Annotated in this window: 21 protein-coding genes and 1 pseudogene; 11 read left to right on the top strand and 11 right to left on the bottom strand. The window is 64.6% G+C overall.

The genetic code is table 11. The features are described 5' to 3' along the window. Nucleotides 1-25: 25 nt before the first annotated feature. Nucleotides 26-400 (bottom strand): gamma-butyrobetaine hydroxylase-like domain-containing protein, encoded by a 375-nt coding sequence (locus ACU8HS_RS20215; RefSeq protein ID WP_112569449.1) that lies wholly within the window; start codon nt 398-400, stop codon nt 26-28. 136 nt (nt 401-536) lie between these two features. Between ACU8HS_RS20215 and moaA the strand changes: the two genes are divergently transcribed. Beyond that, complete coding sequence (gene moaA / locus ACU8HS_RS20210) at nt 537-1,583, top strand: GTP 3',8-cyclase MoaA (protein ID WP_112705211.1); 1,047 nt, start codon at nt 537-539, stop codon at nt 1,581-1,583. A gap of 115 nt (nt 1,584-1,698) precedes the next feature. Here moaA and ACU8HS_RS20205 read toward each other — a convergent pair. From ACU8HS_RS20205 to ACU8HS_RS20190, 4 genes and pseudogenes are all read right to left on the bottom strand, one after another. Then, a pseudogene (locus ACU8HS_RS20205) lies at nt 1,699-1,974 on the bottom strand (hypothetical protein); the annotation flags it as partial. A 28-nt stretch (nt 1,975-2,002) separates the two neighbouring features. Next, nucleotides 2,003-2,320 carry a hypothetical protein gene (locus ACU8HS_RS20200; protein ID WP_112705210.1) on the bottom strand — a complete coding sequence of 106 codons (318 nt, stop codon included), beginning with the start codon at nt 2,318-2,320 and terminating at the stop codon, nt 2,003-2,005. A gap of 153 nt (nt 2,321-2,473) precedes the next feature. Further along, nucleotides 2,474-2,680, bottom strand: coding sequence for a CsbD family protein (locus tag ACU8HS_RS20195; RefSeq protein WP_112569455.1), 207 nt, complete (start codon nt 2,678-2,680; stop codon nt 2,474-2,476). Nucleotides 2,681-2,797: 117 nt separating this feature from the next. Continuing rightward, entirely contained in the window at nt 2,798-5,353 is a 2,556-nt protein-coding gene (locus ACU8HS_RS20190) for a methyl-accepting chemotaxis protein (RefSeq protein WP_447015070.1), read from the bottom strand. A 311-nt stretch (nt 5,354-5,664) separates the two neighbouring features. On the opposite strand from ACU8HS_RS20190, the gene ACU8HS_RS20185 reads away from it, so the two are divergent. The 3 genes from ACU8HS_RS20185 to mobB are packed head-to-tail and all read left to right on the top strand — an operon-like array spanning nt 5,665 to nt 7,783. Then, on the top strand, nt 5,665-6,573 hold the full coding sequence (locus ACU8HS_RS20185; RefSeq protein WP_112759289.1) for a DMT family transporter: 909 nt from the start codon (nt 5,665-5,667) through the stop codon (nt 6,571-6,573). A 16-nt stretch (nt 6,574-6,589) separates the two neighbouring features. Further along, a complete protein-coding gene (gene mobA / locus ACU8HS_RS20180; RefSeq protein ID WP_447015069.1) occupies nt 6,590-7,219 on the top strand; it encodes a molybdenum cofactor guanylyltransferase MobA in 630 nt (209 codons plus the stop codon). A 12-nt stretch (nt 7,220-7,231) separates the two neighbouring features. After that, entirely contained in the window at nt 7,232-7,783 is a 552-nt protein-coding gene (gene mobB, locus ACU8HS_RS20175; RefSeq protein WP_447015068.1) for a molybdopterin-guanine dinucleotide biosynthesis protein B, read from the top strand. A 124-nt stretch (nt 7,784-7,907) separates the two neighbouring features. Here mobB and ACU8HS_RS20170 read toward each other — a convergent pair whose 3' ends face one another. Further along, on the bottom strand, nt 7,908-10,088 hold the full coding sequence (locus ACU8HS_RS20170) for an OmpA family protein (protein WP_447015067.1): 2,181 nt from the start codon (nt 10,086-10,088) through the stop codon (nt 7,908-7,910). Nucleotides 10,089-10,414: 326 nt separating this feature from the next. On the opposite strand from ACU8HS_RS20170, the gene ACU8HS_RS20165 reads away from it, so the two are divergent. The 5 genes from ACU8HS_RS20165 to ACU8HS_RS20145 all read left to right on the top strand — a co-directional run bounded on the left by ACU8HS_RS20165 (nt 10,415) and on the right by ACU8HS_RS20145 (nt 14,228). After that, nucleotides 10,415-11,188: a transporter substrate-binding domain-containing protein gene (locus ACU8HS_RS20165; protein ID WP_112573630.1), complete on the top strand. Its 774-nt coding sequence runs from the start codon at nt 10,415-10,417 to the stop codon at nt 11,186-11,188. A 113-nt stretch (nt 11,189-11,301) separates the two neighbouring features. Beyond that, on the top strand, nt 11,302-12,108 hold the full coding sequence (locus ACU8HS_RS20160) for an ABC transporter permease (protein ID WP_112573632.1): 807 nt from the start codon (nt 11,302-11,304) through the stop codon (nt 12,106-12,108). Continuing rightward, nucleotides 12,105-12,935 (top strand): ABC transporter permease, encoded by an 831-nt coding sequence (locus ACU8HS_RS20155; protein ID WP_447015066.1) that lies wholly within the window; start codon nt 12,105-12,107, stop codon nt 12,933-12,935. The genes ACU8HS_RS20160 and ACU8HS_RS20155 overlap by 4 nt, the downstream gene beginning before the upstream one ends. A 161-nt stretch (nt 12,936-13,096) precedes the next feature. Then, complete coding sequence (locus ACU8HS_RS20150) at nt 13,097-13,363, top strand: usg protein (protein WP_112573636.1); 267 nt, start codon at nt 13,097-13,099, stop codon at nt 13,361-13,363. Between the two features lie 43 nt (nt 13,364-13,406). Next, nucleotides 13,407-14,228, top strand: coding sequence for a methyltransferase (locus ACU8HS_RS20145; protein WP_447015065.1), 822 nt, complete (start codon nt 13,407-13,409; stop codon nt 14,226-14,228). A gap of 155 nt (nt 14,229-14,383) precedes the next feature. On the opposite strand, the gene ACU8HS_RS20140 is transcribed toward ACU8HS_RS20145, so the two are convergent. The 4 genes from ACU8HS_RS20140 to ACU8HS_RS20125 all read right to left on the bottom strand — a co-directional run bounded on the left by ACU8HS_RS20140 (nt 14,384) and on the right by ACU8HS_RS20125 (nt 18,602). Then, nucleotides 14,384-15,205, bottom strand: a complete 822-nt coding sequence (locus ACU8HS_RS20140) for an ABC transporter ATP-binding protein (RefSeq protein ID WP_447015064.1) — start codon at nt 15,203-15,205, stop codon at nt 14,384-14,386. Between the two features lie 11 nt (nt 15,206-15,216). Then, nucleotides 15,217-16,068: an aliphatic sulfonate ABC transporter permease SsuC gene (gene ssuC, locus ACU8HS_RS20135; protein ID WP_447015063.1), complete on the bottom strand. Its 852-nt coding sequence runs from the start codon at nt 16,066-16,068 to the stop codon at nt 15,217-15,219. 85 nt (nt 16,069-16,153) lie between these two features. After that, nucleotides 16,154-17,329, bottom strand: a complete 1,176-nt coding sequence (gene ssuD / locus ACU8HS_RS20130) for an FMNH2-dependent alkanesulfonate monooxygenase (protein WP_112573642.1) — start codon at nt 17,327-17,329, stop codon at nt 16,154-16,156. Nucleotides 17,330-17,636: 307 nt separating this feature from the next. After that, entirely contained in the window at nt 17,637-18,602 is a 966-nt protein-coding gene (locus ACU8HS_RS20125) for an aliphatic sulfonate ABC transporter substrate-binding protein (protein WP_447015062.1), read from the bottom strand. 265 nt (nt 18,603-18,867) lie between these two features. On the opposite strand from ACU8HS_RS20125, the gene ACU8HS_RS20120 reads away from it, so the two are divergent. Both ACU8HS_RS20120 and ACU8HS_RS20115 read left to right on the top strand, forming a co-directional pair. Beyond that, entirely contained in the window at nt 18,868-19,737 is an 870-nt protein-coding gene (locus ACU8HS_RS20120) for an NAD(P)-dependent oxidoreductase (RefSeq protein ID WP_447015061.1), read from the top strand. Continuing rightward, nucleotides 19,734-20,456 (top strand): DNA alkylation repair protein, encoded by a 723-nt coding sequence (locus ACU8HS_RS20115; protein ID WP_447015060.1) that lies wholly within the window; start codon nt 19,734-19,736, stop codon nt 20,454-20,456. The genes ACU8HS_RS20120 and ACU8HS_RS20115 overlap by 4 nt, the downstream gene beginning before the upstream one ends. On the opposite strand, the gene ACU8HS_RS20110 is transcribed toward ACU8HS_RS20115, so the two are convergent. Beyond that, nucleotides 20,425-21,357 (bottom strand): LysR substrate-binding domain-containing protein, encoded by a 933-nt coding sequence (locus ACU8HS_RS20110; RefSeq protein WP_112573649.1) that lies wholly within the window; start codon nt 21,355-21,357, stop codon nt 20,425-20,427. The two genes, ACU8HS_RS20115 and ACU8HS_RS20110, sit on opposite strands and share 32 nt — an antisense overlap. Nucleotides 21,358-21,423 lie beyond the last annotated feature (66 nt).

Genomic DNA, 21,423 nt, shown 5'->3' with positions numbered 1-21,423 from the left:
GTGCCCCCTCGCCCTTTGCTGATCGTTACCGCGGCCGCTCCGCCACGTCGCGGCTCATTCCCTTTTCCTTGAGCTCCTCCTCGTAAGCCGAGAACAGCTCGAAGCCGCGCTCGCCGAGTTCGCGCAGGTAGGTCCAGGTATAGATGCCGGTATCGTGCATGTCGTCGAAGCCGATGCGCACCGCGTAATTGCCGGTCGGAATCATCGAGACGATGGCGACGTTGCGCTTGCCCGGTACCGTGACCTTCTGCCCCGGCCCGTGCCCCTGCACTTCGGCCGAGGGCGAAAGCACCCGCAGAAGCTCGGCCGAAAGGTCGAAGCTCTGCCCGTCGTTGAAGCTTACCACCAGCCTCTGGCGGTCCTTGGAGACCCTGAGTTCGGTCGGCCAGATATCGCTCATGTCAATGTCCTCTTCTGATGCGAGGAGTAGGCGCTGATCTTTTCCGGCGCAAGCGCAATTTGCCGTCTCTCGGAAAGCTGTTTCCCTTGACGCGACAATAGCATATGCCCACATTCAGGCGAGTGCGGAGACGAACGTGAACACGAGAGTTGGAACGATAGGCAATGCCGCGCCGCTGGTGGCGGACGCATCCCCCATGATCGACCCCTTCGGGCGGGCTGTTACCTATCTGCGCGTGTCCGTCACCGACCGCTGCGATTTCCGCTGCACCTATTGCATGGCGGAAAACATGACCTTCCTGCCGAAGAAGGATCTGCTGACGCTGGAAGAGCTCGACCGGCTCTGTTCCGCCTTCATCGCCAAGGGCGTGCGCAAGATCAGGCTGACCGGCGGCGAGCCGCTGGTGCGCAAGAACATCATGTATCTCGTGCGCCAGCTCGGCCGCCAGATCGGCTCCGGCCTCGACGAGCTGACCGTGACCACCAACGGCTCGCAGCTCGCCCGCCATGCCGAGGAACTTTACGATTGCGGCGTGCGCCGCATCAATGTCTCGCTCGATACGCTCGATCCGGAGAAATTCCGCAGGATCACCCGCTGGGGCGATTTCGCAAAGGTCATGGAAGGCATTGACGCCGCCCAGAAGGCGGGGCTGAAGATCAAGCTCAACGCGGTGGCGCTGAAGGATTTCAACGAGGCCGAGATGCCCGCCATGCTGCGTTTCGCCCATGGCCGCGGCATGGACCTGACCGTCATCGAAACCATGCCGATGGGCGAGATCGAGGAAGACCGCACCGACCAGTATCTGCCGCTGTCGAAATTGCGCGCCGATCTCGAAAAGCAGTTCACGCTTGCCGATACCGACTACCAGACCGGCGGCCCTGCCCGCTATGTGACCGTCGCCGAGACCGGCGGCCGCCTGGGCTTCATCACCCCGCTCACCCATAATTTCTGCGAGAGCTGCAACCGCGTGCGGCTGACCTGCACCGGCACGCTCTACATGTGCCTCGGCCAGAACGACGCCGCCGACCTGCGCGCCGCACTGCGCGCCACCGAAGACGACGGCCTGCTCCACGCGGCCATCGACGAGGCCATCACCCGCAAGCCCAAGGGCCACGATTTCATCATCGACCGTACCCACAAGCGGCCGGCGGTAGCACGACACATGAGCGTTACGGGTGGGTGAGTGACGGTGCTGCGAAGCGGGAGCAATCGATCCAGTGAATCGATTGCAAGACCGAACGCCCTGAGCCATGCGAAGGGCCGGCACGTCTCTACACTCTCGAAATCGAACAAGGAGATGTTGAGCCCGGAGCCCCCTCATCCGCCCTTCGGGCACCTTCTCCCCGCCGGGGAGAAGGGGAAATCCGTGGCGCGGTCTTTTACCAGGCAGGACGCTTCGATGGGGATATGAACGATGCAGCACCGCCCCTTCTCCCCGCTGGGGCGAAGGGGGGGACTGCCGCAGCCTTTACGACAAACCGGGCGCCTCGATGGAGTAGAACGTCGCCGCACCACCCCTTCTCCCCGGCGGGGAGCAGGTGGCCCGAAGGGCCGGATGAGGGGGCCGCGGGCACTGCCCTGTCGCCCAAATCCCGCCGCCGTTTACGGAATATCCTGAGCCCCGATCTCCGGGCAGCTCGCCTCGTTGCCGAAGGTGATCTCCTTGCGATCCCCATTCAGCGTCTGTCCCTGGAAGGTCAGCACGTTTTCGTCGCGATAGACGATCTCGCTCTGGTAGATGCCGGCGCGGATCGCCTTGTTCTGCGCCTTGCTGACATTGCACTGTCCGACGCGCGGCGCAACGTGCCAGGTGGACGTGCCCTGCTTGTCGGTCTGCCAGCCCTGCCCGAAAGCCAGCGTCGAACTGGCGAGCAGGGCGAATGCTGCGAGTGGAGCGATGGATGGCTGAAATAGCTTCACGATGTTACCCCGGTGCGAATTCCGTGATCGATATGTCAGCTATTAGCGGAATATGTCTAACGGATCGTGCAAGGGCCGGAACTCCACCCGACAAAAAAGGCCCCGCAAAAGCGAGGCCAGGTGAGTGGAATTCAGTCCGATGCCGGATCGTTGTCAGTGCCAGGTCTGGCTGTCGTACCAGTCGTCGATATCGCGGCGGGCGCGGTCCCTGGCGATGCCGTAGCGCTCCTGCAACTTGCCTTCCAGCTGTTCGCGGCGGCCGGCAATCTGGTCGAGGTCGTCGTCGGTGAGCTTGCCCCACTGTTCGCGGACCTTGCCCTTCATCTGCTTCCAGTTGCCTTCAACACGGTTCCAATCCATCACGCTTTCTCCTTCGTTGGACATGGTTGGAAAACGACCGGACCGGCTAATGGTTCAAAAGAAAAACCCGCGCTGCGGAAAGCGCGGGCTCCGGCATCCCATTCCCGGCAATGCGGCTTACGCCGCCCGCCCCGCCCAGCGCTCCCCGCCGCGGCCATAGCCATGCGCCTCGCCCTCGTCGCCGGTGCGGAAGCGGTTGACCTTGTCGGAAAGCATGTCGACGCGCTGGCGCAGGCCCTGGATTTCGGCATTGTTCTCTTCCACCATCGCCGCGTTCTGCTGCGTGATCAGCTCGACGTCATGCACCGCCTTGCTGACCTCGTGGATGCCGGTCGACTGTTCGCCGGTGGCGGCCGAGATCTCGGCGACAAGGCGCTGGACGCCGCCGACATGGGCGATGATTTCGGAAAGCGCCCGGCCGGTCTCCTCGACGAGCTGCACGCCGCTCTGCACCTGGCCGGAGCTTGCCGAGATCAGTTCCTTGATCTCGCGGGCCGCCTTGGCGCAGCGCTGCGCCAGTTCGCGCACTTCCTGCGCCACGACCGCAAAGCCGCGACCGGCCTCGCCGGCCCGCGCCGCTTCCACGCCGGCGTTGAGCGCCAGCAGGTTGGTCTGGAAGGCGATCTCGTCGATGACGCCGATGATCGTGGCGATCTTCTCGGAGGAGCGGTTGATCTCGCCCATCGCGTCGACAGCCCTGGCGACGACCTCGCCGGAGCGGGTGGCGAAAAGCTGCGTCTCGTCGACGGATTGCGCCGTCTGCCTGGCGCGCTCGGCGGTGGAGCGGACGACGTCGCTCAGGTGCCTGAGCGCCCGAGAGCTTTCCTCCAGCGCCGCCGCCTGCTGTTCCGTGCGGCGGGCAAGATCGTCGGCGGAGGACGCGAGATTGCCGGTGCCGCCCTTGATCTCGACGGTGGCGCCGCGCACGTCGGCCAATGTCTGGCGCAGCGCTTCGACGGCGTGATTGTAGGTATCGGCCATATCGACGAAATCGGCGGCGAGATCGCGGCGCATGCCGATTTCCAGATTGCCTTCGGCAAGCTGCTGCAGCACGTCGGACAGCGCATTCAGCGCCTGTTTCTGCTCGGCCTCGATCCGGGCGCGCTCGGCGGCGCGGCGGCTGGCCTCGTCGGCGGAAAGCGCGCGCGCAGTTTCGGCCTCCCTCTCAAGGCGGACGTTTTCGACCGCCGCATCGCGGAAGACGGCGACGGAGCGCACCATGTCGCCGATCTCGTCGCCGCGGTTGCGGCCTTCGATGGCGACTTCGAGATCGCCGTTCGCAAGCCGCGTCATGACCTCGGAGACGCGTTTCAGCGGGCCGCGCAGCGTCTCGACCAGCATCAGCCCGCCGATGATCGCAAGCAGCGTGCCGAGGATCATGGCAAAGACGGAGACTTTGGCCGAACGCTCGCTGTCTTCCTTGCCAAGCTCCTGCGCCTCGCTGACGAACTGGCGAAGCGAGGCCATGGCGCCGGACAGGATTTCGGAGGACTGCTGGCGCGCCGCCTTCCAGTCGGCAGCCGCTTTCAGCATGTCGGCCGAGCCTGACGTCAGCGATGCGGCGGCCGGGCCAACCTTGTCGGAGAAGGCCTTCAGCACGCTATCCCTGGCGCCGAGCGTGGAAATCCGGCCGGCGGTTTCGGTGAGCGCCTTGATGTCGGCAAGCACGACCTCCCGCGAGGCGGCAACGCGCGCGCTCAGCATCTGGCTGACATGCACCTGCAGGCGGTCGGCGATATCGCGCACCTGATCGACCGAAATCAGCAGCTCGCGCTGTTCGGCAATGCTCTTGTCGAGGCTGACGAAGCGGGCCGACGCCGTATCGCTGTTCTTGGCCGACTGCAGCGTCATCTGCCCTTCGGTATTGACGAAGCCGGTGAGCAGCGGCGCCATGCCGGAGGCTTTCTCGTCCGGCGTGCCGTTGCCCTTCAGCAGCGCGTCGAGCTTGTCTGCCGTATTGGCAAGCTGCTCGATCAGCGGCAGGCCGTCCTTGGACACCATGCTCCTGGCGACTTCAAGCTGTTTCAGGATCTCGGCAATATGCTGCTGGGCCGCTTCCACCTGCTCTTCCGGCGTGAAGCCCATCTGGATATCGACGCGCATGGCGCCCATGATATCGGTCAGCGACTTGAAGGCGGCGGTATCGTAAAGCAGCGCCTTGGCGAAGGCTTCCTTGTCGGTGAAATCCTTGCGCACGGTGGCTGCCTGCCCGCCCGCTTCGTCGGCGGCGGCCGAGATCGCCTGCACCGTCTTGTTGATGGCGGCGACACTGGCGTCCTCGCTCTGGCGCAGCCCCCACAATGTCTCCTGCTGCCTGCGCATGGCGGCGGCAAGGCCGCTGACTTCGGTAAGCTGGCCGCGCTGGTCGTCGGTCTTCAGCAGGCCGTTCAGGCGGACCACGCCGCTTTCCTGCGCGTCGATCGCCTTGCCGAAATCGGCCTTGCTCGCATCCGTGGGGTCGGAGACGAATTCCTGAAGCGCGGCCTGCAGGTTTTCGAAATCGGAAATGTTCTCGATCGTGGCGCGCGTCACCGTCATATGGCCGTTGAGAATATTGGCCGTGTGATAGCCGAGGATGCCGACGCCGGCGATCAGCACGACGAGCGGGATGACGAACAGCAGGACCTTGGTAACGATACGACGGCTTTGCAAAAGTCGGTCGATGAAGTGCATGGGGAGCGGCGCCTTGAAACGATGGTACCGTCCATTCCGCAATCATTCCGGATGGTTCGGCGGCTCCCTCCATCATGGAGAGTGGCGCCATCTTTCGCCGAATCGGTTGATACAACCTTAATCCGCTACCGGAAAATCTGGGAATTATCCTTATATTTCTAATATTTGCCGCAACTGCACGGAGATCCGCCTGCCCTTACGGCAGGTTGTGCTGCGCTGCAGCATCGAATTATCGCAAGTGTGGCATTCCTCCGATACCCCTGGCCGCCTTTCCCTTCTAAAAGAGCCTGCAAGGTAAGGGAATCTCCAGCATGCCGCGATCACGCAATACCCAGGGCGCCATCTATATGAGCATGGCGATGGCGGGCTTTTCTTCGAGCGACGCGCTCTCCAAATCGGTCATCTCCTATATGAATGCCGGCGAGATCATGTTCCTGCGCGGCCTGTTCACCAGCATCCTCGTCTATCTGATCGCCTGGAAACTGGGCGCCTTGCGCCCCTGGCGCGTCATGCTCAAGCCCGTGATCGCGCTGCGCATCGCCTGCGAGATCATCGCGGCGGTCACCTACATTACCGCGCTCGGCATGATGCCGATCGCCAATGCCTCGGCGATCCTGCAGTCGCTGCCGCTGGTCGTCACCTTTGGCGCCGCGCTGTTCTTCAAGGAGCCGGTCGGCTGGCGGCGCTGGATGGCGATCCTCGTCGGCCTGATCGGCGTGATGATCATCATCCGTCCCGGCCCGGAAGGCTTTACCGCCGCCGCCCTGCTCTGCGTCGCGAGCGTGGCCTCCACCGCCGGGCGCGACCTTGCCACCCGCAGCATAGCCAAGGACATTCCCTCGCTGATGATTACCACGGTGACGGCGATCTCGGTCGGCATCTTCGGCGCGCTGATGATCCCCTTCCTCGGCGGCTGGCAGCCGGTCAGCGCCACCTCGCTGACGCACCTGCTGCTGGCCTCCGTGCTCGTGCTGGTCGGCTACCAGTCGGTCATCCTTGCCATGCGCACCGGCGAAATCTCCTTCGTCGCGCCCTTCCGCTATACGAGCCTGATCTTCTCGGCCCTGCTCGGCTTCTTCTTTTTTGCCGAAGTGCCGGATGTCTGGACGCTGGCCGGCGCCGCCGTCGTCATCGCCTCCGGCCTCTATACGTTCTATCGTGAGGCCAAGCGCCACGTGCCGCCGGTCGCCCAGGAATCGGCGCCGCGCTCGCCCGTGTGAGATTGAGGATATGGCCATGACGGATTTCAGGCTCGACCAGTCGACCATTCCGGGCGTCGTGCTCGCCGGCGGGCGTTCCTCGCGCATGGGCCGCGACAAGGCGGGCGTGATGCTGGGCGGCCGCAGCCTGCTCGATCACGCACTCTCCCGCCTTTCGCCGCAGGCGGTCTCGGTTGCCGTCAATGCCGACAGGGCGGACGGCCACCGCCTGCCCGTCGTTTCCGACCGCATTGCCGGCAAGGCGGGGCCGATGGCCGGAATCCATGCCGCCATGGCCTATGGCGCCGCCCTGCCCGCCACCCATGTCGTCACGGTCTCCGTCGATTGCCCCTTCTTCCCGGCCGATCTCGTCAGCCGGCTTGCAGGCGCGCTAAGCCATCCCCAACAGATCGCCATCGCCGCCTCCGAGGGCCGCAGCCATCCGGTCTTCGGCCTCTGGCCGACGGCGCTCGCCGCCGATCTGGAAGAATGGATGGGCATCGACGACAAGCGCCGGGTGCGCGACTTCCTCCTGCGTCATGACGTAACGGAAGTCGCCTTCCCGCTGCATCCCACCCGCGCCAGCCTTCTCGATCCCTTCTTCAACATCAACACGCCTGATGATTTAATGGAGGCCGAACGCTGGCTGGCGGCGCTTGGCGCGTGAAGGAGACGGGCGATGGCACAGAAGATCTTCGGCATTGCCGGCTGGAAGAATTCCGGCAAGACGGGGCTCGCGGTGCGCCTCGTCGAGGAATTCACCCGCCGCGGCTACCGCATCTCCACGATCAAGCACGCCCACCACGATTTCGACATCGACAAGGTCGGCGCCGACAGCTACCGCCACCGCCAGGCCGGCGCCCATGAGGTGACGATCGTCTCCGGCACGCGTTACGCCATCATGCACGAGCTGCGCGGCGCGCCGGAGCCGAGCTTCGAGGATATACTGGCGCGGCTGGCCCCCTGCGACCTCGTTCTGATCGAGGGCTACAAGCGCGAGCCGATCCCGAAGATCGAGGCGCGGCGGCTCGAGGCGGCCAATCGCCAGCCGCTCGCGCCCGACGATCCGCATATCGTGGCGATTGCGGCCGATCATGCGGTGGAGGATGCCGGCGGGCTCGCCGTGTTCGATCTCAACGATACGCTCGGCATTGCCGATTTCGTGGCGCGCACGGTCGGGCTTGCTCCCCCGTCTCCCCGGCGGGGAGAAGATGTCCGGCAGGACGGATGAAGGGGTGAGCGATACCAGCAGCGAACCTCTGGGCGGATCGCGAAGACGCAGCACCGTCGACGCCGCAAAATGATAAGGGCGAGGCCTCGCAGCCCCGCCCTCCCCATTCGGCATCGCCGGCAGATTACCTCTGCGCCACCGGCCGCACCAGCGGCGTCACGCGACGGATGGTTACGCGCCGGTTCTCCTGGTTCGGTCCGTCCGTGTTCACCTTCAGGTAGCGCTCGCCGTAACCCTGCGTCGCAAGGTTCTCGGGCGGGATGCCGTAGACGTCGGTCAGCACGTTGGCGACCGATTCGGCGCGCTGGTCGGACAGGATCAGGTTGCTCTGGTCGGAGCCGACGGCATCCGTATGGCCCTCGATCAGGAAGGTCTCGCTCGCATCCTTGTCGAGCACTTCGTTGATCGCGTCCGCCACCTTGCGCAGCGTGCGCGCCTGGCTCATCGGGATTTCGGCGCTGCCGGTGGCAAAGGTCACGGTATCGAGATCGATACGGCGCACCTTGTCGCGGATACGGGCGGAATATTTCACCTCGTTCAGCGAATAGACGCGTTCCACCGGCTCGACGGGCGGCTCGCTCAGGAACTCGTAATAGTCACGGTCCGGATCGGTGCTGGTGTCGATGATATAGTCGTTCAGCGGTACGCGCAGGCGCATCGGCGGCAGGTCGGCGCCCGGATCCTCGAAATAGTCGCGGTCGGGATCCTCGTAGAGCTCGGGCGCGTAGTAGAGCACCGTTTCGCGACCGCGCGCATCGACGCGCGAGCGCTGGATGATGTCGCCGTAGCGGTTGCGGATCGTCACGATGCGATAGCCCTCGGGGCGCATGATCGTCTCGCGGTAGCGATCGCCCGCAAGCTCCTCGTAGACTGGCCGCTCGCCGTCGCGCAGGAAGCGGCGGTCGTCGTCGCTGCGCACGACCGTGCGGCCGCCGAACTGGATGATGACGCGGCTGTCGTCGGTGCGCTCGCCGTAGTCTGCGCCATCAGGCCGGGCGAATTGCGGCCGGCGGTCCATGCGGCGGCCCTCTTCGCGGGTGACGGCCTCGATGCGCACCGGCGCGCGCTGCTGGCCGCGGCTCAGCGATTGCGCCTCGGCATCGGAGGTCGGCAGCTTGAAATCCTGGCTGTCGGCGCGCTGGCGGTCGCGGTCGCGACGGCCCTGCCGTCCCTGGCTGCGGTCGGCATCCTTGTCGCTGTCGAGAACGGCAGCGCCGTTTTCGACCGGCAGAACGATGGTCTCGCTGCTCTTGGCCGGGTCCTGGGCAATCTCCTTGCGGCGCTCCAGCTCCTGCGGCGTGACCTTTTCCGGCGCCGGAATTGCCTGCTCGGCCTGCTGCGGGGCACCGGCGGCCGGCTGTTCGCCGGGCTGGGGCGCGGCGGCGGCGGGCTGTTCGGGCTGCTGGCCGGTTGCCGGCTGTGCGGCCTCACCCGTGGCAGGCTGTTCGCCGGCGGCAGGCTTTTCGGCCGTTGCCGGCTTTTCCGCCGGAACGGGTTTTTCCTCGGCGGGCTGTTCGGCCGTTACGGGCTTCTCAGCCGGCGCGGGCGCCGCGTCGGAAGGGGCGGCCTGCTGCTCGGCTGCGGCGGGCCGTTTGCCGCCGGCCGGGCGCTTGCCGCCCTGCTGCTCGGCCGGCTGTTCCGTACCCTGCTCGGCCGTTGCGGGCTTCTGGCGCTGGCGCGGCTTTTCGGCGGGCTGGTCCGCTTCGCCGGCGGCGGGCGCCTCGGCTGCCGGCTGCTGCGCCTCGGGGGCGGCCTGCCCGGCATTCTGCTTGCGGTCGCGCTGGCGCTTCGGCTGTTCCGCCTGGGGCTGTTCGGCCTGCGGCTGCTCGGCCTGCTGCTCGGGCTGGGCCTCGCGCTGACGGCGCGGCCGCTGCGGCTCTTCGGCCGCCGGTGCCTGCTGCTCGGGTGCGGCCTGTTCGGGCTGGGCCTCGCGCTGGCGGCGCGGGCGGGCGGGCTCTTCGGCAGCCGGGGCCTGGGCTTCGGGTGCGGCCTGCGGCTCCGGCGCGCGCTGGCGCCTCGGCTTTTCCGCCGGTTCCTGGGCGGCCTCGGCCGGCGCCTCGCGCTTCCTTGGCTTTTCGGCGGGCGCCTCCTGCTGCTGTTGCTCCTGCGCCTGCTTCTTCTTTTTCAGAAGCTCCTCTTCCGAAGGCGCATCCTGCGCAACCTCATAGCTGCCTTCGACGACCGGGCGGACAACACCTTGCGCAGCCACGCCGGCTGCGGCGTATGCGCCTGCCGGCGAGACCACGAAAGAGAGGGAAAGCAGCGGAAAGGCCGCACCGGCAAACAGTCTTGATTTCATGCCCATAAGGGATTTCCTCGTCCTTTTTCTGATTTCAGCCGGGGCTGACTGCCCGGCAATCACGGCTTTTTGTGCACCAAACGAAGCACAAATCGCTAAAATGCGGATTTGTTCCTGACGCTAGGAAGAACGGGATTAACCTTAGCTGAACATGCCGGACGGCCCCTGTTCATCTATGCGGCCGGTTGCGACGCACAACTGCGCGGGGATTCCTGTTGCAATTTTGCGAAAAAAGGTTTGATTATCGCCGCAAGACGGTGGTGGCACCGTCGAAGTGTGCGGCCGCCGGCGAACAACAAAAAGACCCGGCGACACCAACAGAGAGGATCCTCATGCGCATTTCCACCAAGCTCCTTGCTGCAGCCTCGCTCGCGGCAATGTCCCTGTTTGCCGGATCGGCCCTTGCCGACGGCGAAAAATACGTGATCGGCACGGACTCGACCTACCCGCCGTTCGAATTCGTCGACGCCAGTGGCACCATTCAGGGCTTCGACATCGATATCGCCAAGGCACTCTGCGCCGAGATGAAGGCCGAATGCTCCTTCGTATCGACCGACTGGGACGGCATCATCCCGGCGCTCAACGCCAAGAAGTTCGACATGATCGTCTCCTCCATGTCGATCACGCCCGAGCGCCTGAAGCTCGTCGACTTCTCCAACAAATACTACAACACCCCGCCGGCAATCGCCGTGCCGAAGGATTCCAAGATCACCGACGTTGCCGGCCTCAAGGGCAAGGTGATCGGCGCGCAGACGTCCACGACGCACGCCAACTACGCCGAGAAGCACCTCGCCGATACCGAGCTGAAGCTCTACCCGACGGCTGACGAATACAAGCTCGACGTTTCCAGCGGCCGTGTCGATGCCGTCATCGACGACGTCGTCGTTCTCTCCGAATGGGTCAAGTCCGACGCCGGCTCCTGCTGCAAGATCCTGACGACCCTGCCGGTCGACAAGGAAATCAACGGCGAAGGCGCAGGCATCGCCATCCGCAAGGGCGATCCGCTGAAGGAAAAGCTCAACACGGCGATCGCCGCGATCCGCGCCAGCGGCGAATACAAGAAGATCCAGGAAAAGTACTTCGATTTCGACGTTTACGGCGAATGATAAATTCGCTATCTGGCCGATGAAGGAAATGGCGGAAGGCTTGCTCTTCCGCCATTTTTGTTTGACAAAGGTGGCAAGATCAAAACGGCAAAAGCCGTGAGGGGACTTCTGGCATGGGCGGATTGTTTTCCGCGCTCGGCTCCTTCTGGAGCGCACTTGTGCACATTTTCGACCCGCTCTGCGGACCCGTCGGCATCTTCACCTGGCTGGCACCTTCGACGATCCTTTCCTGCGGCGATGCCGGCTGGGGCGACGAGATCGCGCTCGGCCTGCAGGTCACGGTTTCGGTGGCGCTCGTCACCCTGCCGATCGGCCTCGTCATCGGCTTCCTCGTGGCGCTCGGCCAGCAGTCGGAGGAAAAATCGCTGCGGCTGGCAGCCGGCATCTACACCACGATCTTCCGCGGCCTGCCCGAGCTTCTGACGCTGTTCATCATCTATTACGGCATGCAGATCCTCATCCAGTACCTGCTGGATCTCGCCGGCTATGACGGCCCGCCGGTTGAAATCAACGCCTTCCTGGCCGGCGTGATCGCGCTTTCGGTGGTCTTTTCCGCCTATTGCTCGGAAGTGCTGCTGTCGGCCTTCCGGGCCATTCCCAAGGGGCAGTACGAGGCGGGAGACGCGCTCGGCCTGCATCGCGGCCGCACGCTGCGCCTCATCATCCTGCCGCAACTGATCCGCATTGCGCTGCCGGGCCTGACGAATCTCTGGATGGTGCTGCTGAAGGACACGTCCTACGTTTCGATCATCAGCCTTGCCGATATCCTGCGCCAGACGAGCGTGGCCGTGCGCGTGACCAAGGAACCCTTCTTCTTTTACGGCATTGCCTGCTGTCTCTATCTGGTGCTCGCCATCCTCTCCTCCTTCCTGCTCGTCTATATCGACCGCTGGGCCAAGCGCTCGGAGGTCCGCCGATGAGCTACGCCGAAACATTGATCCCGCCGCAGCCGGCGCCCCGCGCGGTCGCAAGGCCCGTTACCGGAGCGCGCGTCGGCGGCTATATTCTCGTCGCCTTCTGGGCGCTGCTCGCAGCCCTTCTGGTCTACACCGTCATTGCCGGCTGGGATCCGGAGAAGTTCACCCGCTACGGGCCGCGCTACCTGCACGGATTGTGGGTGACGCTGAGCATCGTCTTCCTCTCCGTCATCTTCGGCGCCGTTCTGTCGCTGCCGCTCGCCATGGCGCGCCTGTCGAAGAACCGGCTGCTGAACTGGCTCGCCTACGCCTATATCTATTTCTTCCGCGGCACGCCGCTGCTGGCCCAGCTCTTCCTGGTCTATTACGGTCTCGGCGTGTTCCGCCCGCAGCTGGAAACCGTCGGCATCTGGTGGTTCTTCCGCGATGCCTGGTATTGCGGCGTCTTTGCCATGACCATCAACACCGCCGCCTATCAGGCCGAAATCCTGCGCGGCGCAATCCAGAGCGTGCCCTACGGCCAGCATGAAGCCGCAGCCGCCCTCGGCATCCACAAGAACATCGCCTTCTGGAAGATCGTGCTGCCGCAGGCCCTGATCGTGGCGCTGCGCCCCTATGGCAACGAGATCATCCTGCTCATCAAGGGCTCGGCCGTCGTTGCCATCATCACCGTCCTCGACCTGATGGGCGAGACGCGCTACGCCTTCTCGCGCACCTTCGACTACCAGACTTATCTGTGGGCGGCGATCTTCTACCTCGCCATCGTGGAAGCGCTGCGCCACCTCTGGAACTGGATCGAGCGCCGCCTGACGCGCCATCTGAAGCGCTGAGGAGATTTGGCAGCACTCTCCTGCGGCTGCTGTCAAGTCATTGAAATCAAAAACAAATAGATCTTTTGCCTGCAATCTGTCAAGCTTCGGTTAACCACCGCGTGATCTCATATCACGTGGCGCTGACAAGCGCGGAGTGGGAACGAGAAGAAGCGAGACAAATGCACAAGGACATGGAAAAGCAACTCAAGGGTTACGGCCTGACGACGGCCCAGATCCTTTACCGCATGCCGGATCACCCGGCCTTTCTCCAGACCTATATCTGGCAGGACTACGACCTCGCCCCGGACTTTCCGGAAATGCGCAGTTTCCTGAAGTTCTGGCAGGAAAAACTGGACGGGCCGCTGCATTCGGTGCGCTATACCCACCGCAGGCTCATTTCGGCAACGGAGTGGCGCTCCCTTAAGGGCGAATTCATATTGCACTGAAATTGCGGTTGCGATGGTAAGCTGCGGGCTCTACAACGCCCGCATGAACAAAAAGAAGATCGACGAAGAGGCTCTCGCGGAAGCCTATAACCGCGCTCTTGCGCTTGAAAAGGCCGGCGATATCGACGCGGCCGTCGAAGCCTACCAGGAAGTCCTGGCAATCGATCCCGACGATCACGGCGGCGCGGCCGTCCGCATCGCCTCCATGGGGCGCGGCGAAACGCCCGTCCGTGCGCCGGACGCCTATGTCGAAACCCTCTTCGACCAGCATGCCGAGGTCTTCGAGGACGTGCTGGTGGAGCAGCTCGGCTACCACGTGCCGATGCTCGTGCGCCAGCGCCTGCAGGACCTGAAGCTCGGCCCCTTCAAGCGCATGCTCGATCTCGGCTGCGGCACCGGCCTGACCGGCAGCGCGCTGAACGACCTCTGCGACGAGATGGTCGGCATCGATATTTCCGAAAACATGGTCGTCATCGCCGACGAGAAGGAAGTCTACGAGACGCTCTTCGTCGCCGAGGTCGAGGATTTCCTTGACGACAACGAGGAAGATCCCTTCGACCTCATCACCGCGACCGACGTGCTGCCCTATCTCGGCGCGCTGGAGCCGCTGTTCTTCGGCGCCGCCGAAAACATGAATCCCGGCGGCATTTTCATCTTCTCCTCCGAAACCCTGCCGGAAAAGCTGGCGGAAGGCCGCCCCTACATAGTCGGCCCGCACCAGCGCTTCATCCACAGCGAGGCCTATATCCGCGAGCGCCTTGCCGCCACCGGTTTCGAACTGCTGGAAATCATGGAGATCAACGTGCGCATGCAGGAAGGCCAGCCAAGCCCCGGCCATCTGGTGACGGCGCGCTACAACGGCTGAGGACCTCCCTGCGCCGGCGCAGCGTCGCGCGCAGAAACAGGCACTCGCAGCCTGAAGCAGTTCCAGCAAAAGCGGGAACCGGTTTTGCGTCAGGAATTGCGGCAAAAACAATACGCTGGAGCATTGAAGGCGACTCCGTTTTCGCCGGAAACGCTCTAGTGTCCGCCATCGCCGCCGAGGATGGCGGACAGCAGCCGCCCTTCCAGCACCGCCAGATCGGGATTGCCGTGGCGGCGGGGATGCGGAAAGGGAATGGCGAGATCGAGCGCGATGCGGCCCTCCTCCAGCACGATCACCCGGTCGGCAAGATGCACGGCCTCGCTGACGTCATGCGTGACGAGCACCGTCGTGCAGCCGAGTTCGCGCCACACGCGGTTCAGCAATTGCTGCATGCTGATGCGGGTCAGGGCGTCGAGCGCGCCGAGCGGTTCGTCCAGCGCCAGGATGCCGGGCCTGCTGACGAGCGCGCGGGCAAGCGCCACGCGCTGGCGCTGGCCGCCGGAAAGGCGCGAGGGCCATTCGCCGGCCTTTTCGGCAAGCTGCACCTCGGCAAGCACGGCTTTCGCCTCTTCCCGCGCCCGCCTCTTCTCGATGCCCTCGCCGAGGCCGACGGCGACATTGTCGGCGACGCTGAGCCAGGGCAGAAGCCGCGGCTCCTGGAAGACGATGCGGGCATTGGCGCCGGTCTCGGAGCCATCGGCACCCTCGAAGCGCAGATCGCCGCCCGTCGGCTCGTCGAGGCCCATCAGGATGCGCAGCAGCGTGCTCTTGCCGCAGCCGCTCTTGCCGATGACGGCAACGAACTGGCCGGCCGGAATATGCAGGTTGATGCCGCGCAGCACCCGGTTGGCGCCGAAGCTCTTTTCGAGGCCGGAGAGCGTGATGGCCGCAGCCCCGGTTGCGGCGGCGGCCGGCCGATGCTCGCCATATTCGGCCGTATCGGCCGGATGGAAACGTTCATGCGTGACGACGGTCATGGCATCGGCTCCTATTTGGCGTAAGCCGGGTTCCACTTGAGCGTCTGCCGCTCGAGCGCACGGGCGACGACATCGGCAAGCTTGCCGAGCACCGCATAGATGACGAGCGCCAGCACCACGACATCGGTCATCATGAATTCGCGGGCATTGTTGGCCATATGGCCGATGCCGGAGGATGCGGCGATCGATTCCGACACGATCAGCGTCAGCCACATGATCCCCAGCGCATAGCGCAGGCCGACGAAGATCGACGGCAGCGCGCCGGGAAAGATGACCTTGCGGAACAAGGTCCAGCCGCTCATGCCGTAGACCCTGCCCATCTCGACCAGGTCGCGGTCGACGTTGCGCACGCCGTGATAGGTGTTGAGATAGACGGGAAAGAGCACGCCGAGCGAGGTAAGGAACAGTTTCGATTCCTCGCCGATGCCGAACCAGAGGATGACGAGCGGGACCATCGCCAGATGCGGAATGGTGCGCAACATCTGCAGGGTCGTGTCCGTCAGCTGCTCCGACAGCTTCGACACGCCATTGGCGATGCCGAGCAGGAAGCCGAGGGAGCCGCCGACGATGAGGCCGGCAAAGGCGCGCGCGGCGCTGACCAGCACGTCTTCAGGCAGCTGCCCCGAAACGGTCGTCGTCCAGAAGGCGGCCGCGACATCGGCCGGCGACGGCATGATGCGCGAGGAAATCCAGCCGAGCGACGAGCCGATCTGCCAGAGCGCGACGATCGCAATCGGCACCAGATAGGGCAAGAGCCTGTCGCGGCCGGGCAGCGGCAGCCGCAAACCTGCCCTGCCCCCGTCTGCCCGCGTCTTGCCGGTGGCGGCGCCGGCCCGTGCGAGCGGCGTATCGAATGTCGACATGGATATTTCCTCGCGCTTGGCTTCAGGGCAATTCCGGAAAGACGGTGCGGTGTCCGGCCGGAATCGCGTTGGAAACCGGCCCCGATCAGGAGCCGGAAACGACCTTCAGGTTGCCGCCATGGCTGCCGCCGGCAAAAACCTTCTTGCGGCCGAACTCGTTGTTGAAGCTGAGCCGCTGTTCGTCCCGCGTAATGCCGAGTTCCGGGAAGAGCAGTTCGGCGACGCGATAGGCCTCTTCCAGATGCGGATAGCCGGAGCCGATCACCGTATCGATGCCGATCTCCTGATATTCGCGCAGGCGCGCGGCAACCGTTTTCGGCGAGCCGACGAGCGCGGTGCCCGCGCCGGCGCGCACCAGGCCGATACCGGCCCAGAGGTTCGGCGACACTTCCAGCTTGTCGCGGCGGCCGCCGTGAAGGGCGGCCATGCGCTTCTGGCCGACGGAGTCGGATTCCTTGACGAAACGCTCCTGCGCCTCGCGAATCGTGTCGTCGTCGAGATGACGGATCAGGCGGTCGGCGGCGTCCCACGCCTCCTCGTCCGTTTCGCGCACGATGAAATGCAGGCGGATGCCGAAGGAGACCTCGCGGCCCTTGGCGGCGGCGGCCGCGCGCACCTTCTGCACCTTTTCGGCAACCTGCGCCGGCGGTTCGCCCCAGGTCAGGTATTTGTCGACGCGGCCGACGGCAAAATCGATGCCGGCATCCGAGGAGCCGCCGAAATAGAGCGGCGGGCGCGGCGTCTGCACCGAGGGAAAGCCGAGGCGGGCCTCGGTCGCCTTGATATATTTGCCGTCGTAGCTCGCCACACCCTTTTCCAGCAGTTCCTCGAAGACATGGAAGAACTCGTCGGCATGGGCGTAGCGCTCGTCATGCTCCAGGTGGATGCCGTCGCCGGCAAGCTCGGCCGGGCTGCCGCCGACGACGATGTTGAGCAGCAGGCGACCGTTGGAAATGCGGTCCAGCGTCGTGGCAAGGCGGGCATAATAGGCCGGAGATGCCGTGCCGGGGCGGATCGCCACCAGGAACTGCAGCCTCTCGGTCCTGGCGGCCAGCGCCGAAGCCATGACGAAGGATTCCTCGCAGGCCACACCCGTCGGCAGCAGCACGCCGGAATAGCCGAGACGGTCCACGGCCTGGGCGATCTGCGAGAGATAGCCGATTTCCGGGGCGCGGTTGAGATCGGTGGAACCGAGATAGGTGCCGTCTCCCGATGTCGGGATGAACCAGAGGAAATTGATCGGGTCGGATGAAGCGGTCATGGACGCATTCCTTCTTATGGATATCTGAAATCAGCTGCCTTGGAGCCTGCCGATATCGTGACATAGACGACTAATTATATCGACAATATCAATTTTCTATTCCGGCTCGGTCTGGAGAATAATTTTGCCGGGACCCGCGGCATGGGCACGTTCCCATGCCGCGGTCCCCAGGCCCTGCCCCAGCACCAGAGCAAACGACGGCGCCGGCCAGTTCGCCCAGCGCCTGACCCAGTCTGGTCGCCCAGCGCCTGACCCAGTCTGGTCGCCCGGCGCCTGGCATGGTCAGGTCGCCCGGCGGCTGACGCAGTCAGCTCGCCTTTGGGCGCCAGACGATATCGCCCGTCGCAAGCTTCTTCGGCACGATGCCGAGATTGTAGAATTCGTCGGCAAGCGCCTGCTGATAGCTGGCCGCCGCATCCGTCACCGTCGAGACGCTGCCGAGATCGGCACCGGGGCGCGTCAGCGTCACCCGCGTCACGTCGGCCGGAACGCCGGTGATTTCCGAAAGCTCCTTGACCGTCTCGTCGAGATTGTCCTGCGCCGAGCGGCCGACCTTGGCGAGCTCGTCCAGCACGTTGACGATGACCGTGCCGTTCTCGTCGGTGAAATCCTTGTTGGCGAGGAAATAGCTGTAGGAATCGACGATGCCTTCCGCCGTCGTCAGGATGCGCGTTTCGGGATCGGCCTCCGCGATGGCGAGATAGGGATCCCAGATCGACCACGCATCGATGCTGCCGTTCTTGAAGGCGGCGGCCGCATCCGGCGGCGCAAGGTCGAGCGGCTGCACGTCATCCAGCGTCAGACCCGCCTTGCGCAAGACCTTTACCGTTACGTTATGGGCGCTGGAGCCGCGCTTGAAGGCGAGCTTCCTGCCCTTCAGGTCTTCCAGCGTCCTGATCGGCGAATCCTTGCGCACGAGGATGGCCGAGCCCGCCGGGCTGCCGCGATAGATGCCGACATAATAGAGCGCCCCGCCCGCCGCCTGCGCAAAGAGCGGCGGCACGTCGCCCGTGGCGCCGAAATCCAGCGCGCCGGCGCCAAGCGCTTCCAGCAGCGGCGGTCCTGACGTGAATTCCGACCAGCTCACCGTAAGGCCCTGGTCGGCAAGCCGCTTTTCCAGCGCCCCGCGACGCTTGGCAAGCGCCAGCACGCCGTTCTTCTGCCAGCCGATGCGCAATTCCGTCGCCGCCGCCCGCGCCGGCCTGACGGACGGCAGAGCCACGGTGGCGGCGCCGGCTGCCAAGAGCCCCAGTGTCTGTCGACGTGTAATCATCTCTGTCCCCTTTCCTGCTGCCAGGCGCTGCTGCCGCGCCGGCCGCTCCGTTTCGATGGGGCTGATGATGATTTAGTCTATAAACTAGATCGACAACTAATTTTATCATATCAGCGAGATCTGAAACTTTCCCGACCCCGTTTTGTCCGGCCCGGAGAAATTTTGTTCCAGGCGCGGCCGTCCGGCCCGCCTTCGTGGCTTTCCGCCGCCTCCCGTTTCGGCTAATCCTCTGACCCTGTTTGCAAGCGGTTATGGAGGACAGCATATGGCGAAAGTCGCTTTCATCGGTCTCGGCGTCATGGGTTTCCCGATGGCGGGACATTTGAAGACAAAGGGCGGCCACGATGTCACCGTCTACAATCGCACGGCCGCAAAGGCCGCCGCCTGGGCGGAAAAATTCGCCGGCAAGGCGGCCCCCACCCCGGCGCAGGCCGCCGACGGCTGCGATTTCGTCTTCGTCTGCGTCGGCAATGACGACGATCTGAGGCAGGTCACGACCGGCGAGGACGGCGTGCTGAAGACCATGAAGCCGGGTTCGGTGCTGATCGACAATACGACGGCGAGCGCCGAAGTCGCCCGCGAGCTTTATGCCGCCGCCAGGGCCAAGGGCGTGGATTTCATCGACGCTCCCGTTTCCGGCGGTCAGGCGGGCGCCGAAAACGGCGTGCTGACGGTCATGTGCGGCGGTGACGAAGCCGTGTTCGAAAAGGCCCGCCCCGTCATCGACGCCTATGCCCGCATGGTCGGCCTGATGGGACCTGCCGGTTCCGGCCAGCTCACCAAGATGATGAACCAGATCTGCATCGCCGGCATCGTCGAGGGCCTTGCCGAAGCCGTGCATTTCGGCAAGCGCGCCGGCCTCGACATCGAAAAGGTTGTCGACGTCATCTCCAAGGGCGCTGCCGGCTCCTGGCAGATGGAAAACCGCCACAAGACCATGAACCAGGGCAAATATGATTTCGGCTTTGCCGTCGACTGGATGCGCAAGGATCTCGGCATCGTGCTCGCCGAAGCGCAGCGCAACGGCGCGAGACTGCCGCTGACGGCCCTGGTCGATCAGTTCTACGGCGACGTTCAGGCACTCGGCGGCAACCGGTGGGACACGTCCTCGCTGCTTGCGCGACTTGAGAAATGATCGGCCCCTCCTCGAGCGCGGCGGACCTGATTGCGCATCTGCGCACGCTGCGCTCTGAAGACAATATTGCCGGCATGGCGCGTTTCGGCATCGCCACCGAAGGCGCCATCGGCATTTCCAATCCCGACCTGCAGAAGATCGCCCGGCTGGCCGGCAAGGACCAGGCCAGGGCAAGGGCGCTCTGGGCAAGCGGCATCCGCGAGGCGCGCATGCTGGCGCTCTATACGTTCGAGCCGAAAGAGCTGACGGCGGCCGAGGCGCGTGAACTGGCCGCCGGCTTCAACTCCTGGGAAATTGTCGATTGCGCCGCCGACCTCTTCGTCGAGGCCGGCCTCGACGCGCTGATTGCGGACTTTGCCGCAGACGAGCGGGAATTTGTCAGGCGCACCGCCTTTGCCATGATCGCCGGGGCGGCCGTGCACCGCAAGCAGGACCCGGACGAAAGCCTGCTCGCCTATCTGCCGCTGATCGAAGCCCACGCCACCGACGGCCGAAACTTCGTGCGCAAGGCCGTCAACTGGGCGCTGCGCAACATCGGCAAGCGCAACGCCACCTGCCATCGCCCTGCCCTTGCCCTTGCCGAACGCCTTGCCGCGGGCGCCGACAGGACCGCCCGCTGGATCGGCAAGGATGCCGTTAAGGAGCTGACCAGCGAAAAGCTGCTCGCCCGGCTCCGCGCAACCGGCCCTACTGGGCGGCGATCGCGGCCCCGGTCGTGACGATCTGGTTCTGCTTGGATTTCTCGACGAGGAAATCGATCAGCGCCCGCACCGCCGGCGGCATGCCCTTGGTCGTGGTGAAGACGAGATAGAACTGGCTCTCCACCGTCTGCCATTCCGGCAGCACGCGCACCAGCCGGCCGGACTGGAGATCCTGCGCGCAGGCGTTTTCGAGGATGAGCCCGTAGCCCACGCCGGCGCGCGCCGCATCCAGGATCGCCGTCATGCTGCGGCAGGTGAGCCGCGGCTGGTGGCGCACCACCTTCTTCTCGCCGTCCGGCCCCACCAGTTCCCAGGTATGGAAGGACATCCAGGTGGTCATGGCGAGGGTCGGCGCATTGCCGAGATCGTCGACGCAATCGAGCGCGCCCATGCGCTCGATCAGCGACGGGCTGGCGACGAGGATGCGCCGCGCCCGGTCGAGCTTGCGCATCGTCAGGCTGGTCTGCGTTTCCGGCTCGCTTGCCGCGCGCACCTCGACGTCGATGCGCTCGTTGATGAGATCCGTGCGCCGGTCCGAGCCGATGATCTGCAGCTTGATCTTGGGATAGCGCTCCAGGAATTCCGGCAGCACGGCGCCGAGCGAAATATCGATAAGGCCGAGCGGGCAGCCCATGCGCACGATGCCCTGCGGATCGGACTGCGCCTCCGTGACGATCGACTTGGCGCGATCGGCCTCCCGCAGGATCGTCTGGCACTGCTCGTAGAAGGCCTGGCCGATCTCCGTCACCCGGAAATGGCGCGTGGACCGCTCGATCAGCCTTGCTCCAAGGCAATCCTCCAGCCGGCTGACGCGCCTGCTCAGCTTGGACCTCGGTATTTTCAGGGTTCGGCTTGCGGAAGCGAATCCACCGCTGGAGACGACGGCGGCAAAATAGAAGTAGTCGTTAAGATCGTCCATTAAGGAAACCTACCCGAGAGTAGTAATGATTGCCAGCCTCTGAAATGCTTATAGCGGCGACCTGTC

Source organism: Rhizobium sp. KDH_Rht_773_N (genome assembly GCF_052946295.1).
The sequence above is the reverse complement of the archived record's forward strand: the minus strand, read 5'-3'. Positions and strand labels throughout refer to the sequence as shown.